11 protein-coding genes and 2 pseudogenes are annotated in these 23019 nt (G+C 46.0%); 5 read left to right on the forward strand and 8 right to left on the reverse strand.

The window, feature by feature from the left end; translation table 11 throughout:
• Positions 1–185: 185 nt before the first annotated feature.
• Complete coding sequence (locus QUB16_RS07060; protein WP_333315119.1) at positions 186–548, forward strand: hypothetical protein; 363 nt, start codon at positions 186–188, stop codon at positions 546–548.
• A 67-nt stretch (positions 549–615) separates the two neighbouring features.
• On the opposite strand, the gene QUB16_RS07065 is transcribed toward QUB16_RS07060, so the two are convergent.
• From QUB16_RS07065 to QUB16_RS07080, 4 genes and pseudogenes are all read right to left on the reverse strand, one after another.
• A complete protein-coding gene (locus QUB16_RS07065; protein WP_333315120.1) occupies positions 616–2250 on the reverse strand; it encodes a calcium-binding protein in 1635 nt (544 codons plus the stop codon).
• A 320-nt stretch (positions 2251–2570) separates the two neighbouring features.
• A pseudogene (locus QUB16_RS07070) lies at positions 2571–4493 on the reverse strand (ATP-binding protein); the annotation flags it as partial.
• Between the two features lie 457 nt (positions 4494–4950).
• Positions 4951–7779: pseudogene (locus tag QUB16_RS07075) on the reverse strand (ATP-binding protein); the annotation flags it as partial.
• Between the two features lie 270 nt (positions 7780–8049).
• Entirely contained in the window at positions 8050–9036 is a 987-nt protein-coding gene (locus QUB16_RS07080) for an AEC family transporter (RefSeq protein ID WP_333315126.1), read from the reverse strand.
• Positions 9037–9415: 379 nt separating this feature from the next.
• Here QUB16_RS07080 and QUB16_RS07085 point away from each other — a divergent pair, with 379 nt between their 5' ends.
• Positions 9416–11947: a VWA domain-containing protein gene (locus tag QUB16_RS07085; RefSeq protein WP_333315128.1), complete on the forward strand. Its 2532-nt coding sequence runs from the start codon at positions 9416–9418 to the stop codon at positions 11945–11947.
• Positions 11948–12194: 247 nt separating this feature from the next.
• On the opposite strand, the gene QUB16_RS07090 is transcribed toward QUB16_RS07085, so the two are convergent.
• Both QUB16_RS07090 and gyrA read right to left on the reverse strand, forming a co-directional pair.
• The gene (locus QUB16_RS07090; protein WP_333315130.1) at positions 12195–13487 is read right to left on the reverse strand and encodes a ribonuclease D; all 1293 of its coding nucleotides are present in this window, start codon (positions 13485–13487) and stop codon (positions 12195–12197) included.
• Positions 13488–14034: 547 nt separating this feature from the next.
• A complete protein-coding gene (gene gyrA, locus QUB16_RS07095; protein ID WP_333315132.1) occupies positions 14035–16746 on the reverse strand; it encodes a DNA gyrase subunit A in 2712 nt (903 codons plus the stop codon).
• Between the two features lie 396 nt (positions 16747–17142).
• On the opposite strand from gyrA, the gene QUB16_RS07100 reads away from it, so the two are divergent.
• From QUB16_RS07100 to QUB16_RS07110, 3 genes are all read left to right on the forward strand, one after another.
• Positions 17143–18066, forward strand: coding sequence for a histone deacetylase (locus tag QUB16_RS07100; protein WP_333315134.1), 924 nt, complete (start codon positions 17143–17145; stop codon positions 18064–18066).
• Positions 18067–18387: 321 nt separating this feature from the next.
• Complete coding sequence (locus QUB16_RS07105) at positions 18388–18576, forward strand: hypothetical protein (protein WP_015175516.1); 189 nt, start codon at positions 18388–18390, stop codon at positions 18574–18576.
• 741 nt (positions 18577–19317) lie between these two features.
• The gene (locus tag QUB16_RS07110) at positions 19318–20340 is read left to right on the forward strand and encodes an ATP-binding cassette domain-containing protein (protein WP_333315135.1); all 1023 of its coding nucleotides are present in this window, start codon (positions 19318–19320) and stop codon (positions 20338–20340) included.
• Positions 20341–20603: 263 nt separating this feature from the next.
• Here the strand turns inward: QUB16_RS07110 and QUB16_RS07115 are convergent, their stop codons facing one another.
• Together QUB16_RS07115 and QUB16_RS07120 are read right to left on the reverse strand one after the other, a co-directional pair.
• Positions 20604–21191: a Uma2 family endonuclease gene (locus QUB16_RS07115; RefSeq protein WP_333315137.1), complete on the reverse strand. Its 588-nt coding sequence runs from the start codon at positions 21189–21191 to the stop codon at positions 20604–20606.
• A 172-nt stretch (positions 21192–21363) separates the two neighbouring features.
• Positions 21364–22776, reverse strand: a complete 1413-nt coding sequence (locus QUB16_RS07120) for an NB-ARC domain-containing protein (RefSeq protein WP_333315139.1) — start codon at positions 22774–22776, stop codon at positions 21364–21366.
• Between the last annotated feature and the right edge of the window lie 243 nt (positions 22777–23019).

The raw sequence follows: 23019 nt of genomic DNA on the forward strand, positions 1-23019 counted from the left end.
CCAATACACATGGTACGACGGGTTGTGCTCTTTTCCTGACTTGGACTGCAAATTAATATTGCTTAAGTCAACCTACTTAAGTTACTTTGCTTATGGCCCCGAATGGCGATCGCGACTAGCTCGATTAGTCGATTGACCAAAAGGCTGGGGACAAAGGCCTTGTAGATTTCAAAGGAAGCAGCAGTATGGACAACGGCAAAGATTTAGAGTCAGAAAAGTTGCAGTCTCAAATGCAATCGCTGACAGAGGCGATTCGGACTTTAGCCGAAAGTTGTCAGGGAGACAGTCTGCTGCTTTTGGCCCTGCTGCGGAGGCTGGAAGCTTCGCACCGGGAAATTCGGGACGGTTTGTTTCAAGCGTCTTTTCCCGACAACCGCCAAGCACTTTACAAACTGCTCAGGAATATTGAAGCCAATGGCGGCTGGCCTTACATCCACCGCATGAAACTTCGATCGCTCTTGGGGTACAGCCAACAATTATCTCCTCTAGAAGATTCTCCAGCCGAGTCGCCACAAGACTCGGCAGAAACTCCCCACGACGTGAAATAGTTTTGAGTTATGAGTTTAGTGAGTTTTACATTAACTCATAACTCATCACTGAGCTGCGCGATCGCGCCTAGAACCCCAAAGGTGTAGGAGCTAAGGGTATCGGGTTCGGCACCGTCGGGAATATCGGCGTCTGGCCCGGCATTGGCAATAGTCCGGGAGTCCGCGTCGGGGGGATCGAACTAATTGATAGCAGAGGCGAATCAGGCACGCTAACTGTCGGCGGAATCGGAATCCTCGAAGCAGTCGGCGTTGGAGTCGGAGTCGGTGCTGCTGTGGGAGTCGGAGTCGGTGCTGCGGTGGGAGTCGGCGTCGGTGCGGCTGTGGGAGTTGGAGTTGGAGTTGGAGTTGGAGTTGGAGTTGGAGTTGGAGTTGGAGTTGGAGTTGGAGTTGGAGTCGGAGTTGGAGTTGGAGTTGGAGGAGGAGTTGGAGTCGGAGGCGGAGTTGGAGTCGGAGGCGGAGTTGGAGTTGGAGCATCAGTTGCAGCCGCAGTTGCAGCCCCAGTTATATCTGTAGTTGTGGTTGTAACTGTGGTTGTAACTGTAGTCCTAGTTGGTCTGGGAGTAGCCGTCCCAGTCACAGCGATAAAATCATTCGCCTCGATCAGCGCCGCCGGAGTGTCGATCAAAATTGCTAAAAGCTTGCCGTCGAGCGTCGTAATTACTGTATCCCTGACATTTGCACCGTTACCTTGCCGAACTTGCAGTTGAGCGAAAGATAAATTGCTCGGCAGTCCAAAGAAATCCTCTGTGTCATTGTAATCAGTAATTAAACCCAAACTGCCAGGCCCGGCTCCCAATCCAAAGACATCGCTGCCGCTGCCGCCAGTCAGAGTATCCGAACCCTCGCCCCCGATTAAAGAATCATTACCCTCTGCCCCAAATAAATTGTCATTGCCGAAACTGCCCAAAATGGTATCGTCGCCGATACCTCCTGCCAAGGAGTCATCGCCAAAACCGCCGTCGATACCATCATTACCTTTGCCGCCAAACAGGAAGTCATTGCCTTCATCTCCCAGTACCGAGTCGTCGGCTTCATCGCCGCGAAGGGTATCCGAACCGGTGCCGCCAAAAACTGTATCGTCAGCCTTGCCCCCGAATATCTGGTCATTACCAGCGTCTCCGAAGAGCGAATCGTTGTCGGCATTGCCGTACAAAGTGTCGTCGCCGTCGCCGGCACTCAAGTAATCGTTGCCCTCACCGCCCAACAGTTGATCCCTGCCGCTACCGCCGTTGAGAGAATCGTTCCCAAAATTCCCGTAGAGAAAGTCGTCATCAGCATTCCCGAACACGGAATCGTCCCCGTCATTCCCTGTGAGGGTGTCGTTGCCAGTACCGCCGGCAATCACATCAAAGCCTGCGTTCCCACTAACTAAGTCGTCCCCTGCATCTCCCAACACGCTGTCTATCCCGTCGTTGCCGTCGAGGATGTCGTTGCCCAAACCGCCGCGAATCGAGTCGTCGCCGTTGCCGCCGGAAGCAGAATCGCGGCCTTGGTTGCCAATAAGTTCGTCATTTCCTTCACCGCCAATCAGCGAATCTGCTCCGTCACCTCCAAGAAGCTGGTCGTTGCCGCCGTCGCCCTCTAGGGTGTCATCTCCTCCCGCACCCAGAGGCGTGTCATCGCCATCTAAGCCGCGAATTCGATCGCCCAGCGGAGTCCCTAGAATAAAGTCGTTGCTGTCTGTGCCGATCAGGTTTGTCATACGGGATACACCGGTCCTCAATAAAATAAATTGTTTGAAATTAGGTTAATCGCCTTCGTGACAAGGGATTGCTGCTTGCCTAGGTTAGCATAATTGAGATTTTGGCAATCTGGCGCAGGGGCGCTGGAAGTTTTGCCCGTGTCCGCCGTTGCGATCGGGGCTGGTATAATGCCCGATTAGTCATTAGTCATTAGTCATTAGTCATTAGTCATTAGTCATTAGTCATTAGTCATTAGTCATTAGTCATTAGTCATTAGTTAACAGTTAACAGTTAACAGTCAACAGTCAACAGTCAACAGTCATCAGTCAACAGTCAACTTTTATGCGCTAATAGGTAACACTATCTCAAATTCACTCCCTCCCCCCAAAGTAGAATTGACATTAATTGTTCCGCCGTGGGTTTCGACTACAATCTGGCGGGCGATCGCCAATCCTAACCCAGTGCCTTTTCCTACTGCCTTCGTTGTGAACAAATGGTCAAAAATACGCTGTTTCACTGATTCTGTCATGCCCGCACCGTTATCGGCAATCTGAATTTTGATGTGCCGATCGCCCGACAGACTGGTACGAATAGTGATACAGTGTGGATTTGCTTTAATATCCTCGAAACTGCGTCCTTGGTTTGATTCTTCTAGGGCATCGATCGCGTTAGCAAGCAGGTTCATAAAGACTTGGTTAAGTTGACCGGGAAAGCATTCGATTGGGGGGAGATTGCCGTAGTCTGTGACGACTTCGATCGCAGGATGGTGTTCGTTGGCTTTCAGCCGATGTTTCAAAATTAAGATTGTGCTGTCAAGGCCCTCATGGATGTTAAAGGGAACTTTGTAGTCTTTATCGGCTCTGGAGAAGGTGCGGAGGCTGGTGCTAATGCCGCGAATGCGATCGCACCCCACTTTCATCGACAACAGCATCTTTGGCAAATCTTCTAAGGCATACTCTAAATCAATATCCTCAGCATCTTGTTCGATTTCCTCGCCAGGATTTGGCAGTTTTTCTTGATATAATTTTAAATGGCCAATCACATCTTTGATCGTGGTGGTTGCTTCCTCAATATTGCCGCTAATAAAGCCGACAGGATTATTGATTTCGTGGGCTATTCCTGTGACGAGATTGCCCAGGGTGGACATTTTTTCGCTTTGCACGATCTGTAACTGTGCTTGCTGCAAATCAAGGAGCGATCGCTCTAATTCTTGTGCATAAGTTTGAGATTGTTGGTACAAGCGGGCATTTTCTATAGAGATAGCCGCTTGGGCGCACAAAAGTTGGATGACATCAGTGCGCTCTTCTGTAAATGCACCAATTGTCAAGTTATTTTCTAGATATAGCAACCCGATTAATTTACCCTGATTTAAAATTGGCGCGCACAGCACACTTTTCGGCTTTTTCTGCACCCAATACTGATCGGCAATAAAATCGTTTTGTACTGCTGCATTATCCAAAACGACAGTTTTCCAAGTCCGCTTAACATAGTTGACCACAGCAGCGGGAACCTCGTCGCTGGCTGACAGCGGTACAGATATTGAGATGACATCTTGATGGAAGGAGGCTACAGCTTCGATCGCGAGATTCCCATCCTTAAGCAACAGGAGAACTGCTTTTTTTGCCCCGGCATTTTCCATCACCACACACATCAGCGCAGCCAGCAATTTTTCTAATTGAATTTCACTTGAGAGAGTTTGGGAGGCTTTGAGAATAGCCGCGAAATCCAGGGTTTCGTAAATACTGTTGCTGCTCGATAGAATTGTTGGGAATCTTTGAGGTAAAATTGACGATTTATTGATTGGGTGGAGGCTGGTTTCGCAAATTACACAACGATTTTCTCTTGCCTGCAATAGTGGAGAAAGAAGTTGGGGATAGCGTTTTTCTAACTCATCGATTTTGGCTTTCGCACCCCACCGCTCGTAACAGTAGTAGGCATCTTGCATATAGGCTTGCGCCACTTTTTCTTTGCCCCAGTCGAGGTAGAATTTAGCTGCTAGTTCGTTAGCGAGAGCTTCTTCTTGGATGTATTTGTTTTCTTGCGCTCCAGAAATAGCGCGATCGTACATTTCAATAGCTTCTGCCCTCTGTCTGGCAACTCGGTATTTCTCTGCTTCTACCAACTGCCACTTATGCAAATAATTCATGGGGGCGTGTTCTGCCCAATGCTGCAACTTCCTTTGATTTTCCTGAACTCGTTGCCCCTGCGTTTCTAACTCCGTCTCGGACTCAGGAGTGGCCAGGGCTATGAGTGAGTCATAGAAATTTGACACTCCCCGACCTAAAAGTGCGAGGATTCTTAATTCAGCGACTAACCTTTAAGTGTTGCGTCCTTTCGGCAATATTCAGACCTTTTAACCGTAGAAAACTACCAATTAACGAGCCTGATTCGCAGCCACCCCAGCGGGTCTATCTCCAAAAGCGTACTAGGATATTTACCTAGAGTTTGGGTATGCCCTACCCTACTTAACAATCCTAAAAGAATAGTTTGTTTTAACTGGTTTAAGGTTTAATTCAACCTCTAGCTGTTTAAAGAGTTTTCGCTGCTCTGCGTCCCCCGGTTTATACCTAAAAGTGTGTCTTAACTGTTTCACGATGGTAAAGGAATTAAACCTTGACTTTTATAGTATATCACAAATATAGGAACTTACTGGACTTGTTGAAAGAAGTTTTAAGAAATTAAAGCCGTCCTAGAAGGACAGGGTTTTAAACCCAAATTTTTGATAAATTTACCTGTAAGGCAGTCACCAGCGCAAACAAAGACGAACCGACCAGATAACAAGCTGTGCCAATACTTGCCGCCACTTGCATCGCAGCCAGCTTTTGGGCATCCACCATCGCTGGCAGATCGAATAACTCTTCAATAGGTCGATCGCCGATCGAGCTATTAATTTCCTGCACTGCTTGCTGAATATCTTCTGATGTAGGGCGATCGGGCAATTCAACTCCTAATTCTTTGAGACTCAACAAACCGATAGCAATTGCTTCTAAAAACTTGTTCTGGGACGATAATGCCTGAATTTTGACGATGTAAACGCTCACTCGCTCTAGGGGAATTCTGGTATGATGAATCACAGTGTTAACCCACTGATTCATCTGGTCAAAATCACCACAGAGTGAAGCCACTTCTGCGGCTATGTCGTGCAAGTTCAAGGTCATCTCGTACTGTCGTTGCCAAGCGCTCTCTCCAAGCAAATTTAGCCCGATCGCAGCATACTCGCGAGCAGCTTGATAAGCAGTAGCGGCTCTGGCTTTGCGGCAAGCCGTGAGGTTGAGTTGTGCCAGATAGTCCCGTTCTGTTTGGTCTTCAATCAGCGCAATACCATAATTCAACTGATTGACAAGTGAAAAAATTTGCTCTTCTATAGCTGCGGGTGAAATTTGCTGGATCAGCAATTGTCCAATCTGATAGTGAACGCGCGATCGCTCTTGTTCGGGAATTAAAGAATAGGCGGCTTGCTGAACGCGATCGTGCAAAAACTTGTAATTCGCCACCTCCGAATTTTCGGTCTCCTCCCGTCTTTCTCGCCCCATATAAAACTTGTATATTTCACTTTCAGGCAGGATTAACCCCTCTTGCAAAGCCTTCCACAAATCCGCCGCCGTTTCCGTTTCCAATTGCTCGGAAACAACTGCCAAAGTCCCCAAATCAAACTGATTCCCAACACAAGCCGCCAACTTCAACACATTCTGAGTCGCTGGCGGCAATTTTTGCAACTGCAACGCCATAAACTCGACCACATCATCCGTCAGCGCTGCCTCCCGAACTCGCACAATATCGCACTGCCAGTAACCAGCAAGCCGGTCAAACTCAATCAGCCCATCCTGATGCAGTGCTTTGAGAAACTGCGTTGCAAAAAAGGGATTTCCTTGGGTTTTTTGTGCCGCCAAATCAGCCAAAGGTCTTGCCCAAGATCGATCGCAATTGAGCGTATCAGCAACCAAATGATTTAGACTTTCTGAACTCAACGGTTCCAGCGTAATAGTATCCACCGTTGCCCCACCTTTTACCGCTGCATCCAGTGTCAGCATCAACGGATGTGCTGCAAATACTTCATTATCTCGGTAGGCACCAATTACTAATAAATAGCCGGTTGCTGACTCGGAAACCAGCAGTTGCATTAACCGCAGGGAGGCGGAATCGGCCCACTGCAAGTCATCCAAAAACATCACCAGGGAATGTTCTGGTTTTGTGAACACCTTAATAAAATTTTGAAACAGCAAATCCCACCGATTTTGGGCCGCCGTTCCTGATAATTCTAGTGCGGGTGCTTGTTTCCCAATAATTCTTTCGAGTTCGGGAATTACTTCAATAATGACTTGTCCGTTCTCGCCCAGTGCTTGCAATATTTGAGTTTGCCATTTTTTCAACTCCTCGTCACTTTCGCTCAACAATTGTTTCATTAAGTCTCGAAATGCTTGCACAAAAGCTGAGAAAGGAATGTTTCGGTTAAATTGGTCGAATTTGCCTTTGATAAAATAGCCGCGCTGGCGGACAATTGGTTTTTGAACTTCATTTACAATTGCAGTTTTCCCAATCCCAGAAAAACCAGCTACTAGCATCATTTCAGTTGTGCCACTACTGACGCGATCGAAGGCTTCGAGTAGGGTTTCTACTTCTGTTTCGCGACCGTAGAGTTTTTCGGGTATAATGAATCGATCGCCCACATCCCTCTGGGCGATCGCAAAACTCTTTATCCTACCGTTTTCTTCAAGTTGCTCCAAACAACATTCTAAATCGAATTTCAGCCCCAATGCACTCTGATAGCGGTCTTCGGCATTTTTCCCCATTAATTTGCTGACAATCTCCGAAAGTACGGGCGGGATTTCAGGATTAATTTCATGCAATGATGGTGGTTGCTTGGCAATATGACAGTGTACTAATTCCATCACATCGTTGGATTGAAACGGCAATTGTCCCGCCAGCACTTCGTAAAAAGTCACGCCCAAAGAGTAAAAGTCAGTGCGGTAGTCAATGCCGCGATTCATCCTTCCCGTTTGTTCGGGAGACAAATAACCCAGTGTTCCTTCCAGTACGTTAGGGTTCATCAGGGTTTGAGTTTCCCTGGGCAACAAAGATGCAATACTAAAGTCTATGAGTTTGACTTGTTTTGTTTGGGGATGAATTAAAATATTGGCGGGTTTAATGTCTTTGTGAATTATCCGGTGGCGGTAGAGTATATCTAATATATTGCTCAGGTCGATACCTACTTGCAAAAACTCCATCAGAGACGGCCGAGTTTCCCCTTTTTCCGTCCATTCCTTCAGAGAAATTCCCCCAAAGTCTTCCATTACCAACGCATAGCTGTTGTGGTAGGTTTCCAAGCTGTAGGTTTCGATGATTCCGGGCAAGTTGAGGTTTTTGGCGATCGTGTACTGATTGCGAAATTGCACCAGTTCGCTGAAGCTGGGATACTCGTTCCGCAAGACTTTGATGGCGACGGGCTGTTTATCGTTAGTGCGAAAAGCTCGATAAACTAGGGTGCGAGTTCCTGAGTAAATGCGATCGAGAATTTGATAACCTGTCAATGTAAAATTTATACTTGCCATACTTCTATTCTTCCCGTCCTCCACGGGCTATTTCCACATTAGCAGAAGCCAATACAGTTTCCAACTCCCGTGATTGTTATTTTAAATCAATATGAGATAGAGCAGTTTTCAATCTAGTGAGGTATGCCCTATGCCCACGGAGGCCTAGGCCCACGGAGCCCTAGATCGGAGAACACCTCATGTTACTGATAAAGGCGATATATCGTTCAATCTTTGTGATGGGGATCACTGAAGTAAGAAACTTTTCAAGCTGAGCAATTCGTATTTTTATTAAAAATTAAATAGCCTCATCCATAGGGGAATAGTGAATAATAAACTAACGCAGCCGAGGCCGATCGCAGTTACCGCTAATTCGCGATCGAGATTGAAAGCTTCGGCCAGCAATGTAGTACCAAAAGCAGGAGGCATTGCCATTTGCAGCACGAGCACAAGTCGCGGCGCGCCCCCGATGCCAAAAAACGTTAATCCCGTGCCAATTACCAAGGGAATTAACAGCATTTTAATCGCCAGACAAGCCAAAACTTGTTTGAGGTTGTGCAAGGAATTCAACTTGCTCAACTGCATCCCGATCGTAATTAAAGATAAAGTAATTATAGTCCAAGCACCTGTTGTTAACAATTCTTCGATTGGTGCCGACAGCGGCAAGCTGCGCGAGACAAATCCTAAACCAAAAGCCCACAATGCCGGATTCCTAAAAATTGCCCGCAGGGGAGTTAACCAACTCTGACGGCGATCGCTTTTACCGCAGTGAGAAGCAATAGCAACTCCCACTATATTAATTGCCATGCCAGTGCCTAGCAAGTCGTAAAACAACGCCCAGGCAAAGTGTTCCGAACCCAATAAGGACAAGCTGACGGGAATGCCTAAAAAACCCGTATTGCCAACCATCGTTGCCAATAAGAAGCTGCCTTGAGTGGGCAAACTCCAAGCGGTGTTTTCTTCCGGGCTATTTTGGGCGATCGGATTAAGACTCTTGAAACGTTCCTCGCCGACACCGAAATTTATCAAAATCCCAGCGAGTCCTCCACCTGCTAGCATTGCCGCCCAAGCTATCAGCGGCGTCATCCAAATAGCGCCCGACAAATTGGCGCGGCGGATAAAAGCAACAATGCTCAATGGCGTCCCAAAGAAGAAAAGAAACTTGGCTAAATATGTAGAATAGCTTCTCGGTAGCAGGCGACCGAGAATGAATCCGAACGCCACCCATCCGATCAGATTTATATAAAGTTTGAGCAGCGGATTTTCTAAATAAAGCATGATGGACTCAATATTTACTAAATATTTACGCAGATCCGCTACTTTTGCCAAAAAAGCCCACCTTTAGCCCAATACCGTTCAGTTAAAAATATTTATTCCTCGGAGATCCCCCTAAATCCCCCTTAAGAAGGGGAGTAGGGGTTGACTTTGAATAAGTTCTTGTCCCACCCCCTACTCCCCTTTTTAAGGGGGGCTAGGGGGGATCGAGCTTAACTGAATTGTATTTACCTTTAGCCTACCGCCGCAGTTTTCCCTTGCACCGCAGCGCTAAATATTAATGCTTATTCAGCCTCGCAGATAATTTTCCACACAGGCCTTGACATCCCCAGAAGCGCGTGTCATGATTAAGTTGAGGAATAAGTCAACATAGGTGAAAACTATGGCACGGCAAGCAAAACAATCATCTCAAGTCAAACGTTCCAGCAGCCAAGCAGCCTCCAATACTCGCACCAAGTTTACCCTCTACAATTTTGCCGGAAACGCCAAGGCATTCTATCTAGTCGATCGCATTAATTTAGAAAGAAAGCCCGGTGATATCCCAGAAAAATCCGTCGCTCACAGCATCATCATCATCGACCGTTCCGGCTCAATGTATTATGCCTTAGAACCGCTGAAAGAAACCTTAATCAAGCTTTTGACCTTAGACGAATACAACAATTACGAGCTAATTGTCAGCCTGATTTCCTATGCTAGCAATCGGGACGTAATTTGTCACTTCCAGCGAATTCCGATTCAAGAAGTGCTGAAGTTTGACTCTCCATACATCAAAGAAATTCAAAAAATCCACACTGCTGGATCTACCTGCATATCGCAGTCGATGCAACTCGCTAAATCTCTGATTAAAGGGGGAGAAATGACAGCGATCAATTTGCACACAGACGGCTATGCAAATGACCCAAGTGCCAATTCCGAAGCTGCCAAACTAGGGGAAATTTGCGAAGAACTCAAAGACATGGATGTGTTTGCCAACACGATCTCCTATGCCTCTGCTGACTTCAAATTGCTCTCCAAAATCGCCAACACATTATCGGGAAATTGCATCCGCGCTGGCGAAGTCAAAATGGTTTATGATGCTCTTTACGACAGCACAAAACTGTTAGGCAGTTCCGTTGCACCTGCGCTGGAAGAACCCTTAATTAAGGAATATGATTATCAAGTTTTTGTTTCCAAAAGTGGCCAGAAAATCAACGGTTCATCGAGCACGCTGAAAATCTGCGGGCTGAAAGCAGACGATCGCGGATTGTTTTACAAATATCAGAAAGTCGCCAAAGATGAGTATGACAAATTAGATGTTCCCGTTGCTCAAACTGATGAGTCGGTGTTTGCTTTTGCGAAAGCTAACCTCGCTGACGGCAATTTAAATACGGCTAAGTATGCGCTGGTGAGTACCTTCGACGCTACTTTGACGGAAAAACACGCGAAAGCTTTGACAAATGCCCAAATAGCCGAGTTTACGGAAGATTTGGAAGAGGTTGTTTTTGCGCCTGATGTGTTGAAAAATCATGTAATTGGCGATCGGGTAAAAGTCAGCGAGAAAATTTCCCTGCTGGAGTTAATCAAGATTTTAGAGGAAAACAGCAACAGCATCATCATCAACTTGAAACACTTGCAAGAAAATTATCAGCGAAAAGGTTTGAAGCGAATTGAGGGAAAGCGAGACGAAAACGGCAACCTTATCAAGCCTTGGCTGAAAACTGAATTCTTAGATGGTGGCGAATACGTGCAAATGGGTTCATTTGCCATCAATCAAAATACCGCTACCATCAATATGCTGATTACCCGAAAAGCGAAGTTGGTAAAAGTTGAGGATGAAACTTTAATCGCCGAAGTGGCGGGAATTCTAGTTACAGACCTCAATAGTTTCAACAATTATACCATTGTCAGCGACGGGGAAGTTAATATTAAGTCGCTGCGAACCAAAATCAGCAGCAAAGCAGTGTTTGATTTGCTCAACAAATTAGGTGTCCTGGAAAAAGACGGTTCGCCTGTGCAAGAATTTGACTTCCGTTCAGAGTACGATATAAAGTTAGATAATTTGCCCCTAGTGCCTTTTGACGGGCGTTACGGCAGCCTTGACGGAGTGTTTGAGGAACTCGCAGAAATCAAAATTCTCTCTAGCATTCTTTCGGCTCATTTGAAGGAGGAATCCGAGGCTTACACAGCGGAACAATTGGAAGAATTGAAACAGCATTATCTGTCAAAAAACCTTTACATCAACTTTCCGACGACGACGGAATACACAGATTTAAAAAGTGCGATCGCCAACGGTTCAGTAGATTCGCGAGTCAGCTACAAAATCGACATCGGCAGCAAAAACATTCTCAACTTCGGCAAATTGCACTCGGCCAACAAATTTCTCGATCGCCTTTATGAAGTTTACCACAAAAACACGGGCGAAAAGCTAGCAAAACCGACATTTGACATCACTTTAGATGAGCCTGTTGTCTTCGCCCACAAAACGCTGTCATCCCGAACAAAAATTACCAAAGTTGACGACTTGATGAAACTGATTTTCGATGAGTTTTTGGGGTTGGAGGATAACGGAATTGTTAGCGCTACTTTAGCCAAAGTGGGTGCAGATAGTTTGCTGCGCCTTTTGCAAGCGAAATGGCAGGGAGAAGATGTCAAGCGAGACGAATTTGTCGCTGCTTTAGCTAATGCGAATGAGCGACTGGAAGCTTATGCTGAAAAAGTGTACCGCGAAAAAGTTTCACCGCTGGTTTTCTATATCGGTTCTACCGGACTTATCCCGGATGAAATGGAGGCTAAAGCGGCGACTGCTGAGGAAATTAATTCTAAATACGGCAACTTGCAATTTTCTAAGGATGAGCAAGAGGGGATGTTTTTTGAAGTGGGAGACTGCATTATTAGCGTGTATGCTAAAAATGAGTATTTCACGGTAGGGAAGTAGGAATTAGGGTGAATGTGTAAGGTTTGTAGTGAAGACTGAAGTCATCCTAAAAATCAGAGGACTTCAGTCCTCACTACAAACACTTTTTATTACGGGTAATTCACCAGATTTGACAGGATATTATGTCCGGTCAATTACCCTGATTCCTGTAGGGGCGGGTTCACCAACAATATTTGCTAAAAACCGACAATCTCAAAAACCCGCCCCGGCCTATGTATTATGCGCGATCGATCGGACATGGTATAATTTAAAACGGAATTTCCTCATCTTCATCTTCCACAGTCTTAGCCGTCATCCGCCAACTGGTAATATACTCAATTTGCACATCAATTTTGTTAATCGCTTCCCCTAAACGCTTTTGGATGTATTGAGTCAGCGTCACCATAAAATCTAACTCAACCCCCACAGATAGCGCAAGTTTTGCCAATCTAGCAAAATCTACCTTCAAAATTGAGGAACTGGATAACTTAAAATCGGGAGTATTTCTCTTATTTTGCACCAACATTGCTTTTTTAATTCGCTCTTTCAAATGCTCAACTTCTGAATCCAGTAACTTCCATTCAGGCAAAATTTCTTGATACCTTTTCCCCAATACTGTTAAATCCTCACTCTCCGGTTCCGGCGCAATTTTTTTAGTATATTTCCGCCGTTGCTGTACATTAGAATTTAACCGCCAACTAGCAATATCCTCCACTTCCAAAGATGGATCAGCGATGAGTTGTCCTAACTGTTTTTGAATTTCTTTCGTCAGCGTCACCGGAAAATTCAACTCAATTCCCTCAGTTTGCGTCAGTCTGGCCAGCGTCATAAAATCAACTTTCATCGTTATCGAACTGGCAAGCTGAAAATAAGAACTATCTTTGAGATTTTGGGCCATCATCCCTGCTTTAAATCGTTCTTTAACTTCAGCGATTTCTGAATCTAGCGGCTTCCACTGAGATTCTATTTCCTGATATTTTTCGCCCAATGCTGTTAAGTTTTCCGTTGCGGGTTCGGGGTAACATTGGGCAAGGATTTCTAGCAGGCGGCCATGCACTCCAGCTAAATAAACCGCGTCCATCTTGGCATATTCTAGCTGCTTTTGGGTGAGGGGACGCTTTGCCCAATCGCCGCTTTGTTCTGTTTTATCTACATAAGCAATGCCGCAAAGTGTTTCTATTAAAGTTTTGAGTTGTCGGTTAGGTAACGGCAGAATGTAAGTGGGAATCTTGCTCGCCATTTTGAATGTGCAAGTGACATTTTGAGCGTCGTCATTGCCTAGAAATCGGATGTCATAGCTGGCGTTGTGCAAAACTTTTTCGATATCTGGATTTACCATGATTTGGTTGATGAAATCTTTGGCCAATTCAGGTTTATCCAAGACATCTAGTAGAAAAGTACCATCTCCACTCGAATCTGTGGAGTCAGCTAACACCTGAATTAGAGATAATCTGGGGTTGGATTTATAGTCTGCTATTTCTGTGTCAACCCACAGGATTTTAGCTTGGGCAAATTTAGCGATGAGTGCTTTGATGTCGTTTGCTGCTGTTAAATAAGGCATTTTTACAGACTTTTGCTATTAACTTTATTCTTACAGCAGATTCCACATTTATGAAGTACACCGCGCGATCGTTAGCTCCCCGTAGGGACACTCCAAGAGCCCATTTGTGTCAACAACCAGGTCAAACCCAGCCAGAGACTGCTGGCAAGACCATTAAATCTAGATCCCCCCTAGCCCCCCTTAAGAAGGGGGGGACAGGAGGCTTCTCAAAGTCCCCCTTCTTAAGGGGGATTTAGGGGGATCTAGACTGGGGTAAAAACGAGATTTCTCAAGGCTTTCGGCTTAAGTTGACACCAATGGGCTTTTGGAGTGTCCCTACATTTAATAAACCTGGAATACGCTGTATATTATGCTATAGCAACTATCGGATCGATTGTCAACGATTCAAGCGCCGGATAGGGAATTGCAGTGTCGCTAAAGATATATTTTCAGAATTAGTATTAAATTTTGACCGGTCTTGGATGCAGAAACCGGGAATAGCCGATCGCATTTTTACCATTCAGCAGTAAGGTACGCAGCGCGCACCTTACAAACTATTAACCTAGGACTATTCTGCCACTTCCTCAGATTCCGATTCTTCCGCCGATTCTTCACCAGCAGGCGGCACTAAAGCCACAGCTACGATCGAATCATCCTCATCTAACCGCTGCACCCGCACACCCGTTGCTGTGCGCGATTGGGTGGAAATTGCACTCACAGCCTGACGGATAATAATACCTCGGTTGGTAACGATCATCAATTCGTCATCTTCGTTGACAATTCGCAGCGCTGCTACCTGATCCTTACCCTTTTTAGATTTGAATTTAGTAGCCGTCAATCCCTTGCCAGCCCGTCTTTGCAGGCGGAATTGAGAAACAGGAACCCGCTTGCCGTAGCCGTTGGTGGTGATTACCAACACCGAAGGAACTTCGCTGCTAACTGTCGAAATTTCTTCGGCATCTTCGCCTTCAATTTCGTCGGCTTGCAGTTCTAATTCTTCGTCTTCCAATTCTGCATCTTCAGTTTCCACTTCAGCAATTTCTGCCCCTTCAAATTCCGAGTCTCCCGTTTCTAATTGAGCAAGATTAGCTCCCTCAAATTCCGAGTCTTCAGTTTCCAATTCAGCAATTTCGGCAACAATTGAACTAGGCAAAATGTCCATGCTGATCAACTCATCGCCCGATCGCAATTTCATTGATTTTACACCCCGCGTCGCGCGGCCGACTGGGCGCAACTGTTCGTGATTGGTGCGGAAATGAATTGCCATGCCTTGGCGCGTACCGATGATGATGCTGTCACCCACTTTTGCTCTCCGTACCCAGCGCAGTTGGTCGCCTTCTTCTAGAGAAATCGCGATTAATCCATTAGTGCGGATGTTGCCAAAAGCGGAAAGTGCGGTTTTCTTGATGTAGCCGTTACGAGTCAGCATTACCAAGTATTCTTCGCTGGTAAATTCTGTGACTGATACCATAGAAGTGATTTTTTCTTCTATAGGAATCGGCAGCAGTTGTACCACGGGAGTGCCGCGGGCAGTCCGGGAACAGACGGGAATTTGATAAGCTTTGAGAGAGTAAACTACGCCCCTGTCGCTGAAGAACAAAACGCTATCGTGATCGCAGCAGGAAAGGAAATGTTCTACTCCATCGTCTTCTTTCATTTTCGCGCCTGCTTTGCCGCGAGTAGCGCGACTTTGGGCCTCGAAAGTGCTGACCGGCATCCGCTTGATGTAGCCTTGCTCTGTAATCAGAATAATTGCTTGTTCGTTGGCAATTAAATCTCTTTCATCGATTTCTCCTTCGGCGTGTTCGATGACGCTGCGCCTAGGAGTGGCGATTTTGGTTTGGATTTCGACTGCTTCAAATTCGGCGATTTCTAAGATGCGTTCCCGGCGCGCTAAGATATCTTCCAAATCGGCGATTTTAGCTCGCAGTTCTTCGTGTTCTTGCTGAATTTTTTGCGCTTCTAATGCTGTCAAACGCCGGAGCTGCATTTGCAGAATTGCGTCGGATTGCTGTTCGGAAAGACCGTAATTATCCATCAATTCTTGTTTGGCTGCTGCGGAGTCGGCAGCGGCGCGAATTAAGTGAATAATTGCATCTAAGTTGTCTAGGGCAATCAATAAGCCTTGCAGAAGGTGGTCGCGTTCTTCTGCTTTGCGGAGCTCATATTGAGTCCGGCGAGTAATTGTCTCAATGCGGAAGTCTAGGAAGACATTGAGGAATTGGGAGAGCGTAAGTAGTTGGGGTTCCCCATTTACTAGCGCTAACATATTGGCTCCAAAGTTGGCTTGGAGGGGTGTTTGTTTGTAGAGGTTGTTGAGGACAACGCGGGGATAGGCGTCGCGCTTGAGTTCGATCACGATCCGCATTCCGTCTCTGTCGCTTTCGTCGCGAATGTCGGAAATTCCATCTAATCTTTTGTCGTTGACAAGTTCGGCAATTTTCTCAATTAGGGCTGCCTTGTTTGTTTGGTAAGGCAATTCGGTGATAATAATTGCTTCTTTGTCGGGGCGACCGGGATGTTCGATGGTTTCAATGCCGGCGACTCCGCGCATTGTAATCGAACCGCGCCCGGTGGTGTAAGCATCGCGAATGCCGCCTCTACCCAGAATTTGCCCTCCGGTGGGAAAGTCCGGGCCGGGGATGTACTGCATCAATTCCAGGTCAGTAATTGCTGGATTGTGAATTAGTGCTACTAAACCGTCAATTATTTCGCCTAAATTGTGCGGCGGAATGTTGGTGGCCATCCCTACAGCAATCCCGGAGGAACCGTTGAGCAAAATTTGGGGGATGCGTGCCGGGAGTACGAGGGGTTCTTGCTGGGAACCGTCGAAGTTGTCGCCGAAATCAACTGTTTCCGAGTCGATGTCGCGCAGCATGGAGTCGCTAGTCAAAGCTGTGAGGCGACATTCGGTGTACCGCATGGCAGCGGGCGGGTCGTTGTCAACGGAGCCGAAGTTGCCGTGGCCGTTGATCAGGCGTTCCCGCATGGAGAAATCCTGAGCCATCCGCACCAGGGCGTCGTAAACCGCTGTATCTCCGTGCGGGTGATACTTGCCCAGCACCTCCCCCACGACGCGGGCGCATTTGCGGAAAGGTCGATCGGGAGTCAAGCCCAATTCGTTCATGGCGTAGAGAATGCGTCGGTGAACGGGCTTGAGACCGTCCCTGGCATCTGGTAGCGCCCGACCGACAATTACGCTCATGGCGTATTCCAAGTACGATCGCGACATCTCATTACCCAGATCCGTCGGGATTATCCGCGACTCAGAGGTGCTCATAGGTTGAAAAACTCCGTTAAAAATTTAACTTTGACCGCTATAAATCTCAAAAATGCGATAAAATCGGTTTGGATTCAGTAGAGCTGCCAAATATTGCAAATTACTCCTGAAATTATATCACAATTTGCCTTGGAATTTATGGGAAAGTTGCCAGAAAAATTAAGGGACGAAACAAGCACAATTGATAATTTGTCAGTTGGTGATTTTGTCAGCAGTTGGCAAAAGCTAGAAAGTTTTTTTTAGGCGGTCGCTTTTCATGCTTTCGTGAGTTTGTTTGACGACCATATAAGAAATTAAAATGGTTACTCGATCGAAATTTTAATTTCACAAAACCGAAGGCATTCTTAAAGCCAACTAAAAATCTAAAATCTAAAATCTAAAATCTAAAATCAGCCGATGCTACCCGTCATCTACTCCGAAGATTTCTTGCTGCACAAGACTGGAATGCTTCACCCAGAGCGACCAGAACGTTTAACGGCGATCGTCAACGCTCTGAAAGCTGCTCCTTGGGCGGATCAAATTGAGTGGCAACTGCCCACCCCAGTGGCGCAGCGCGAACAACAACTGTTCTCGGCTATCAAAAAAGTTCACTCGCAAAGATACATCAAAGAAGTCGAACATTTGGCTCATCGGGGAGGCGGCTACCTCGACGGCGATACGCCGATTTCTGCTGAAAGTTACGACGTAGCGCTGCTAGCGGCGAGTGCTTGGCTCGATGGGGTCGATCGAGTGCTGGCTGCGGGGGAACCGGCTTTTGTGCTGGCCAGGCCGCCGGGACACCACGCCGAAAACGCCCGCGCGATGGGTTTTTGCTTGTTTTCCAATGCTGCGATCGCCGCTCACTACGCCCTGGAACAGCCGGGAATCAACCGCGTCGCTGTCCTCGACTGGGACGTACACCACGGCAACGGCACTCAATCTTTGGTGGAAAACTGCAGGCAAATTGCCTACTGTTCCCTGCACCAATCTCCGTGCTATCCGGGAACGGGAGATGCCGAGGAGCGCGGTGCCTACGACAACGTGCTGAACATTCCCCTCTATCCCGGCAGTGGCATAGCTGAATACCTGAGCGCCTTTGAATCTCTTGTCGTGCCTTTTTTGTCCAAATTTGAACCGGATTTGTTGATTGTCAGCGCCGGTTATGACGCTACTGCGTCCGATCCGCTGGCGAGCATGACTCTGATGCCGTCAGATTTCGGTACTTTCACCGGATACTGCCTGCAACTCACCCGCCGCATAGCTTTTGGTTTGGAGGGGGGTTACGCGCTGAAAGATTTGGCTGAGTCGGTTGTGGCGACTATTGACCGATGCCTCAATTAGCTGGAAAATTGGCATAGGGGAAAATAAGGTTGAGAAGCCGTCAGGACGAGATGGAGAGTTTTTGAGGGCGATCGCGCTGCAAGGGTCTTTTTCCCTCTTACTTCTGACTTCTGACTTCTGACTTCTGACTTCCGTGACAAGCATCACCAATTTAAGAGATCCAAGTCACTGGGCATCAAAGTCTCGGTCACAGATTTTTAACCAAAAAATCACACCGTGTCAATGTTTTCGATCGCCTTTGAAGTCCCTCCCAGAGTGGATAATAAAAATACAACAAGCCTGTTAAAATTTTATCTGTCTCAATCAACTAGGAGGTTTATCATGTCAGTATCCCAAATGACACTCGAAGAGTTATTTGGTCAGGTCATGTTCTCCAGCGTCGTGACTCGCCACGACCGGAGACAGCTCAGATCGGCACTCTTAGAAAGAACACTCAATGAAGATGAGTATGCCATCATCAACCGACTGCTGTACAACGTTCGCCGCGGTTGGGTAAAAATTGTCGATTAAAGAGGTGGCAGCCACTCCCTTTAGGGGAGTTAATACCATTTTCGATTTTCGATTTTCGATTTTCGATTAATTTTCGATTAAAGAGTTGGTGATTACTGATAACTATCGGGGTTGAGATCGCGGGCCTACAGTTACATTTTTTGGGAACTCGTTACAAGTAGAACTTGCCAATTCGGGAAGTTTTTTGTGTTTAATAGTTTGCTCGAAAGTGTGATGTGTTTGACCAGTGTGTTAATTATCAAAATCTCGCTACACATCAGCCTATAGGTAGAGATAATTATAAAATAACAGGTTTCGGGTGCATCTCTACTTGTTGAAAACTTGTGAGTTTTGAGTTGTTAACTGAAAAGTTATAATTAACTCAAAACTCATAATTTTTTGGATTTGATATCATGTCCGATCGATTGACCGCGATTAAAGGCCAGGGCGGGTTTACAGATTTTCTCGTTTCTATTCAATATCTTGGTGAACCCGCCCCTACAGGAATCATGGTTAATTGACCGGACATGATTTGAGATGGGAGATTAAATAGTGGGAAAACTGATGAATATCAGGGTTGAGAACCGCTATAAAGTTAATATTTTTTAAACTGATATTAAGAATCAGAACTATAAGCAGTTTCCGGTTGAGGAGGAGTGTGCGATCGTACAAGCACACCGAGTCGTATAGGTCGATCGACCATTCCGGCAATTTGAGCTCAGAAGTGTCAAAATATTAACAACCAGTTCATCCCCAAAATATATGGCTCCCGCCGTTTTAATTGAAAATCTTCAGAAACGCTACGGCACTGTAGAAGCCGTTAAAGATGTTTCCTTCAAGGTAGAACCGGGGGAAATATTTGGTTTGCTAGGCCCCAACGGTGCAGGCAAAACCACAACCCTGCGGGTACTTTGTACTTTGAGTGCGCCCGATAGCGGACGCATTGAAGTGTCTGGCATTTCTGCTGTCAGCCAGCCGAGAATTGCCAGACAAAGACTAGGCTACGTCGCCCAAGAAGTGGCTCTCGATAAGGTGCTGACGGGGCGGGAACTCCTGCAACTGCAAGCAGCGCTTTACCATTTGCCGCGCAATACGATTAAAGGGCGGATTGACAAAATGGTGCAACTCCTCGGTTTGGAGGAGTGGGAAAATAAAAAGACGGGCACTTATTCCGGCGGTATCCGCAAACGCCTTGACTTAGCTGCTGGGTTGCTTCACCAGCCGGATGTTTTGGTGTTAGACGAACCGACTGTCGGGCTCGATATTGAAAGCCGGGTGGTAGTGTGGGATTTCCTGCGCCGCTTGCGGGAGGAAGGTACGACGGTTTTGATTACCAGCCATTATCTCGAAGAAGTTGACGCTTTGGCCGATCGCGTGGCGATTATTGACAAGGGTACGGTGATTGCTGAGGGGACGCCAGAAGAGTTGAAAAATCGGGTTGGGGGCGATCGGGTGACTCTGCGGATTCGGGAGTTTTCGCCGATCGAAGAAGCCCAAAAAGCTAAAACTCTGATGCAATCGCTGCCTTTTGTGCAGGAAGTAATTGTCAACACGGCTCAAGGAAATTCTCTGAATTTAGTAGTAACGCCGCAAAGCGATGCGCTGGTGACTATTCAGCAAGCTTTGAAAAATGCGGGACTTCCTACTTTTGGGATTGCTCAATCTCGGCCGAGTTTGGATGATGTGTATTTGGCTGCGACTGGTAAGACGCTGTTGGATGCTGAGTTGGCTGCTGCTAGCAACCGCGATTTGAAGGCTGAGCAAAAACAGGCGATGCGATCGTAGTTTAGTTTAATAAACCTCTCCAATAATTATTGTGGAACAGGCATCTTGCCTGTTCGAGACGCTCTTTCCCTGAGCCCGTCAGGGGTTGAAACCCCTGCCTCAAAGCTAAAGTCCTCTGAAGAGGACTGAAGAAATCATTATTCATTAGTCCTATGCAAGAGGACTTTAGCTATTAGCCAGGGAATTCATTCCCTGGCGGTCTTTCGGTTTAAGTTGAAACCAATGAGCCATGCTGTATCCTGATATTTTCGGGATATTTGAGATCATACATCCAATACTTGCTCTGCTGTCAGCGCTAATTCTGGGAAAGTTCGGGATATAATTCGCTCAGTCCCTCGGTAAGCAGTCATTTGATAAACCCCATTTTCATCAAGTAGATAAACAAAAACAGTCGGCTCTTTCGGGTTGCCCAAATAGTTTCTGCTACCCAAAGCTAAATAATCGACAATCCAATATTCAGAAATTCCCAGCCGCTGATATTCATCTAGCTTGTCGATATAATCATCTTCCCAATTTGTTGATACTATCTCTACTGCTAATTGTGGGGCATCAGTTAGGGCTGAGGGGCCGAAGGGCTGCGATTCCCAGAGGGTTTTGTCTACTACTGTAACATCAGGATGGCGGCCTTGTTCTTTACCATTCGGGGTTAATGTCCTGACTACAATTCGGCCAGATACCCTGTAATTCAGGTGGAGTCTTTTTACCTCGTCTTGGAACGTATTTTCAATAAAATCAGCTACATTTTCGTGCAGTCTTATTGTTGGTAAGATTTTGACAATTTCTCCATTAACAAGTTCATAGCGTCCGTCTTCATCTGGAAGTTGCTTGATGAATCGATCGAAAGTGAGCATTAGTTTAGGTTGGGTTTGAGTTGCGATCGTGGTTGGCTCTCATTTAACTAGATTAGGACTTATACCAATTTAATGTGAAGTTGCACATATCTAGATCCCCCTAAATCCCCCTTAAGAAGGGGAGTAGGGGTTGACTTTGAGAAGAATCTTGTCCCCCCCTTATTAAGGGGGGCTAGGGGGGATCTGCCACCATTTTAACATACTGTTTTAACACAGGTGGAATCGTGAAAACGGTTTCTGTTTCACAGATAAATTTTTCGATCATTCCCCGTCTGGCTAAAGATTGAATTGCTTTACATAATTCACGTTGTGAGCCTTGACATTTTGCCATCCATTGGGTAAACGAAACAGGCTGGATTTCATTACTAAGTTGCGAAATCGCCTGTTTTTCTATTTCTGACAACCGCTGATAGTGCTGCTGCAATATCGGTGTCAATTCATCGCTTAAAAATACTGGTTGATAGCTTAAATATTGAGCGACTCTACCGCCAAATAAGTTGTTAATGGTTTGAGCGACTAATTTTAACCACAGGGGATTACCTTGATAAAGGTTAATCAATTCTGGCCAGTATTCTTCATCCAACAAACCTTTTTCTCTAAGAATTTCTGTGGCGGCTTCACCTAAACCGGTTAACTGCAATAAACGTACTGCTGAATTATCGTCGGTGAATGTGAGGATGTCTGAGGGTGGTTCCCAACTATTGAGAATTAAGCAGCTATTATGGGGAATTTCGCCGATGAGTTTAAATAGGGTTCCGTAGTTTTCATATCCTGGTTTATAATGTCCTGCAAGTTGCCCGCTGCTGAGAATTTGCTGCACGTCATCGAGGATGATTAGACAGCGATTGTCTCGCAAATATTCGATCAGGATTGACAACTGAGCATCGATGTTGGCGGAAATGTTAATATCTGTGCGATCGGATAGAAATTGAATCAGGTTTTTGAGGGTTGTTTCGAGGGGTGGGGAGGTGCGGAGACTGAGCCAGATGATGCGATCGAATTGAGTTTGAATTTGGGGGATGAGGTGACGGGCGATCGCACTTTTGCCGGTGCCTGTCATGCCTGTGATGGTGAAGAGGCGGCAGTTTTGGTGGGCGATCGAGTTTTCGAGGGCGGTGAGGGGTGAGTTGGGGTAGTTGTAGAAGGTTTTGAGCTCCGGTGCATCTCTTAAATCATAGAGATTTTCTGGTTTAATATTGTCTGTGTTAGTGGTAGAGGGCGATCGATATTTTATCTTTTCTGAACAGTGCCTACCTTCTCCACAGAAGTTAATGTTACCTATTTTTTGCACAGAGTCCTGAGTAAACCATAAATTGGAAATATTGGAGAATCGTAATTTTTCTAAAATAGAACGAACATTAGATTTTTTAACATCTTCTCCCAAGATATCAGAGAGAAGTTTCCATAATTCCCTGGCCACCTGTTTAATATGATCCTCACTACGGTTGCAAGCTTTAGCTATTTCTGGGTATTTATGACCTTGCCACACTTGCTCTAATATACATCTTTGCAGCGAATCAAGATGTTTTCCCTTCTTAGCCAATACCCGGTCGTCTGTCCATTGTAATACATCTTGAATGTCCATAGGGCTGCCTGGGAGTATGGTTGAATTTAGGATTTCCCCACTTTATAACACTTTTTCCAACTTAAACAACTAAATCACACTAAAATCTCATTGTAAACTTTTGTGAATTTCACTAAATCCCACGTTTTACCTCTAGCAACAACCTCAAGAATACTTAATAATGGTTAATAGCATCATCCTGCTGAACAGGGCATCGGACTTTCCCCAAAGAAAAACTTCATATTTGTTAAAAAATTAGGGATT

Source organism: Microcoleus sp. D3_18a_C4, assembly GCF_036702415.1.
Taxonomy (GTDB): domain Bacteria; phylum Cyanobacteriota; class Cyanobacteriia; order Cyanobacteriales; family Microcoleaceae; genus Microcoleus.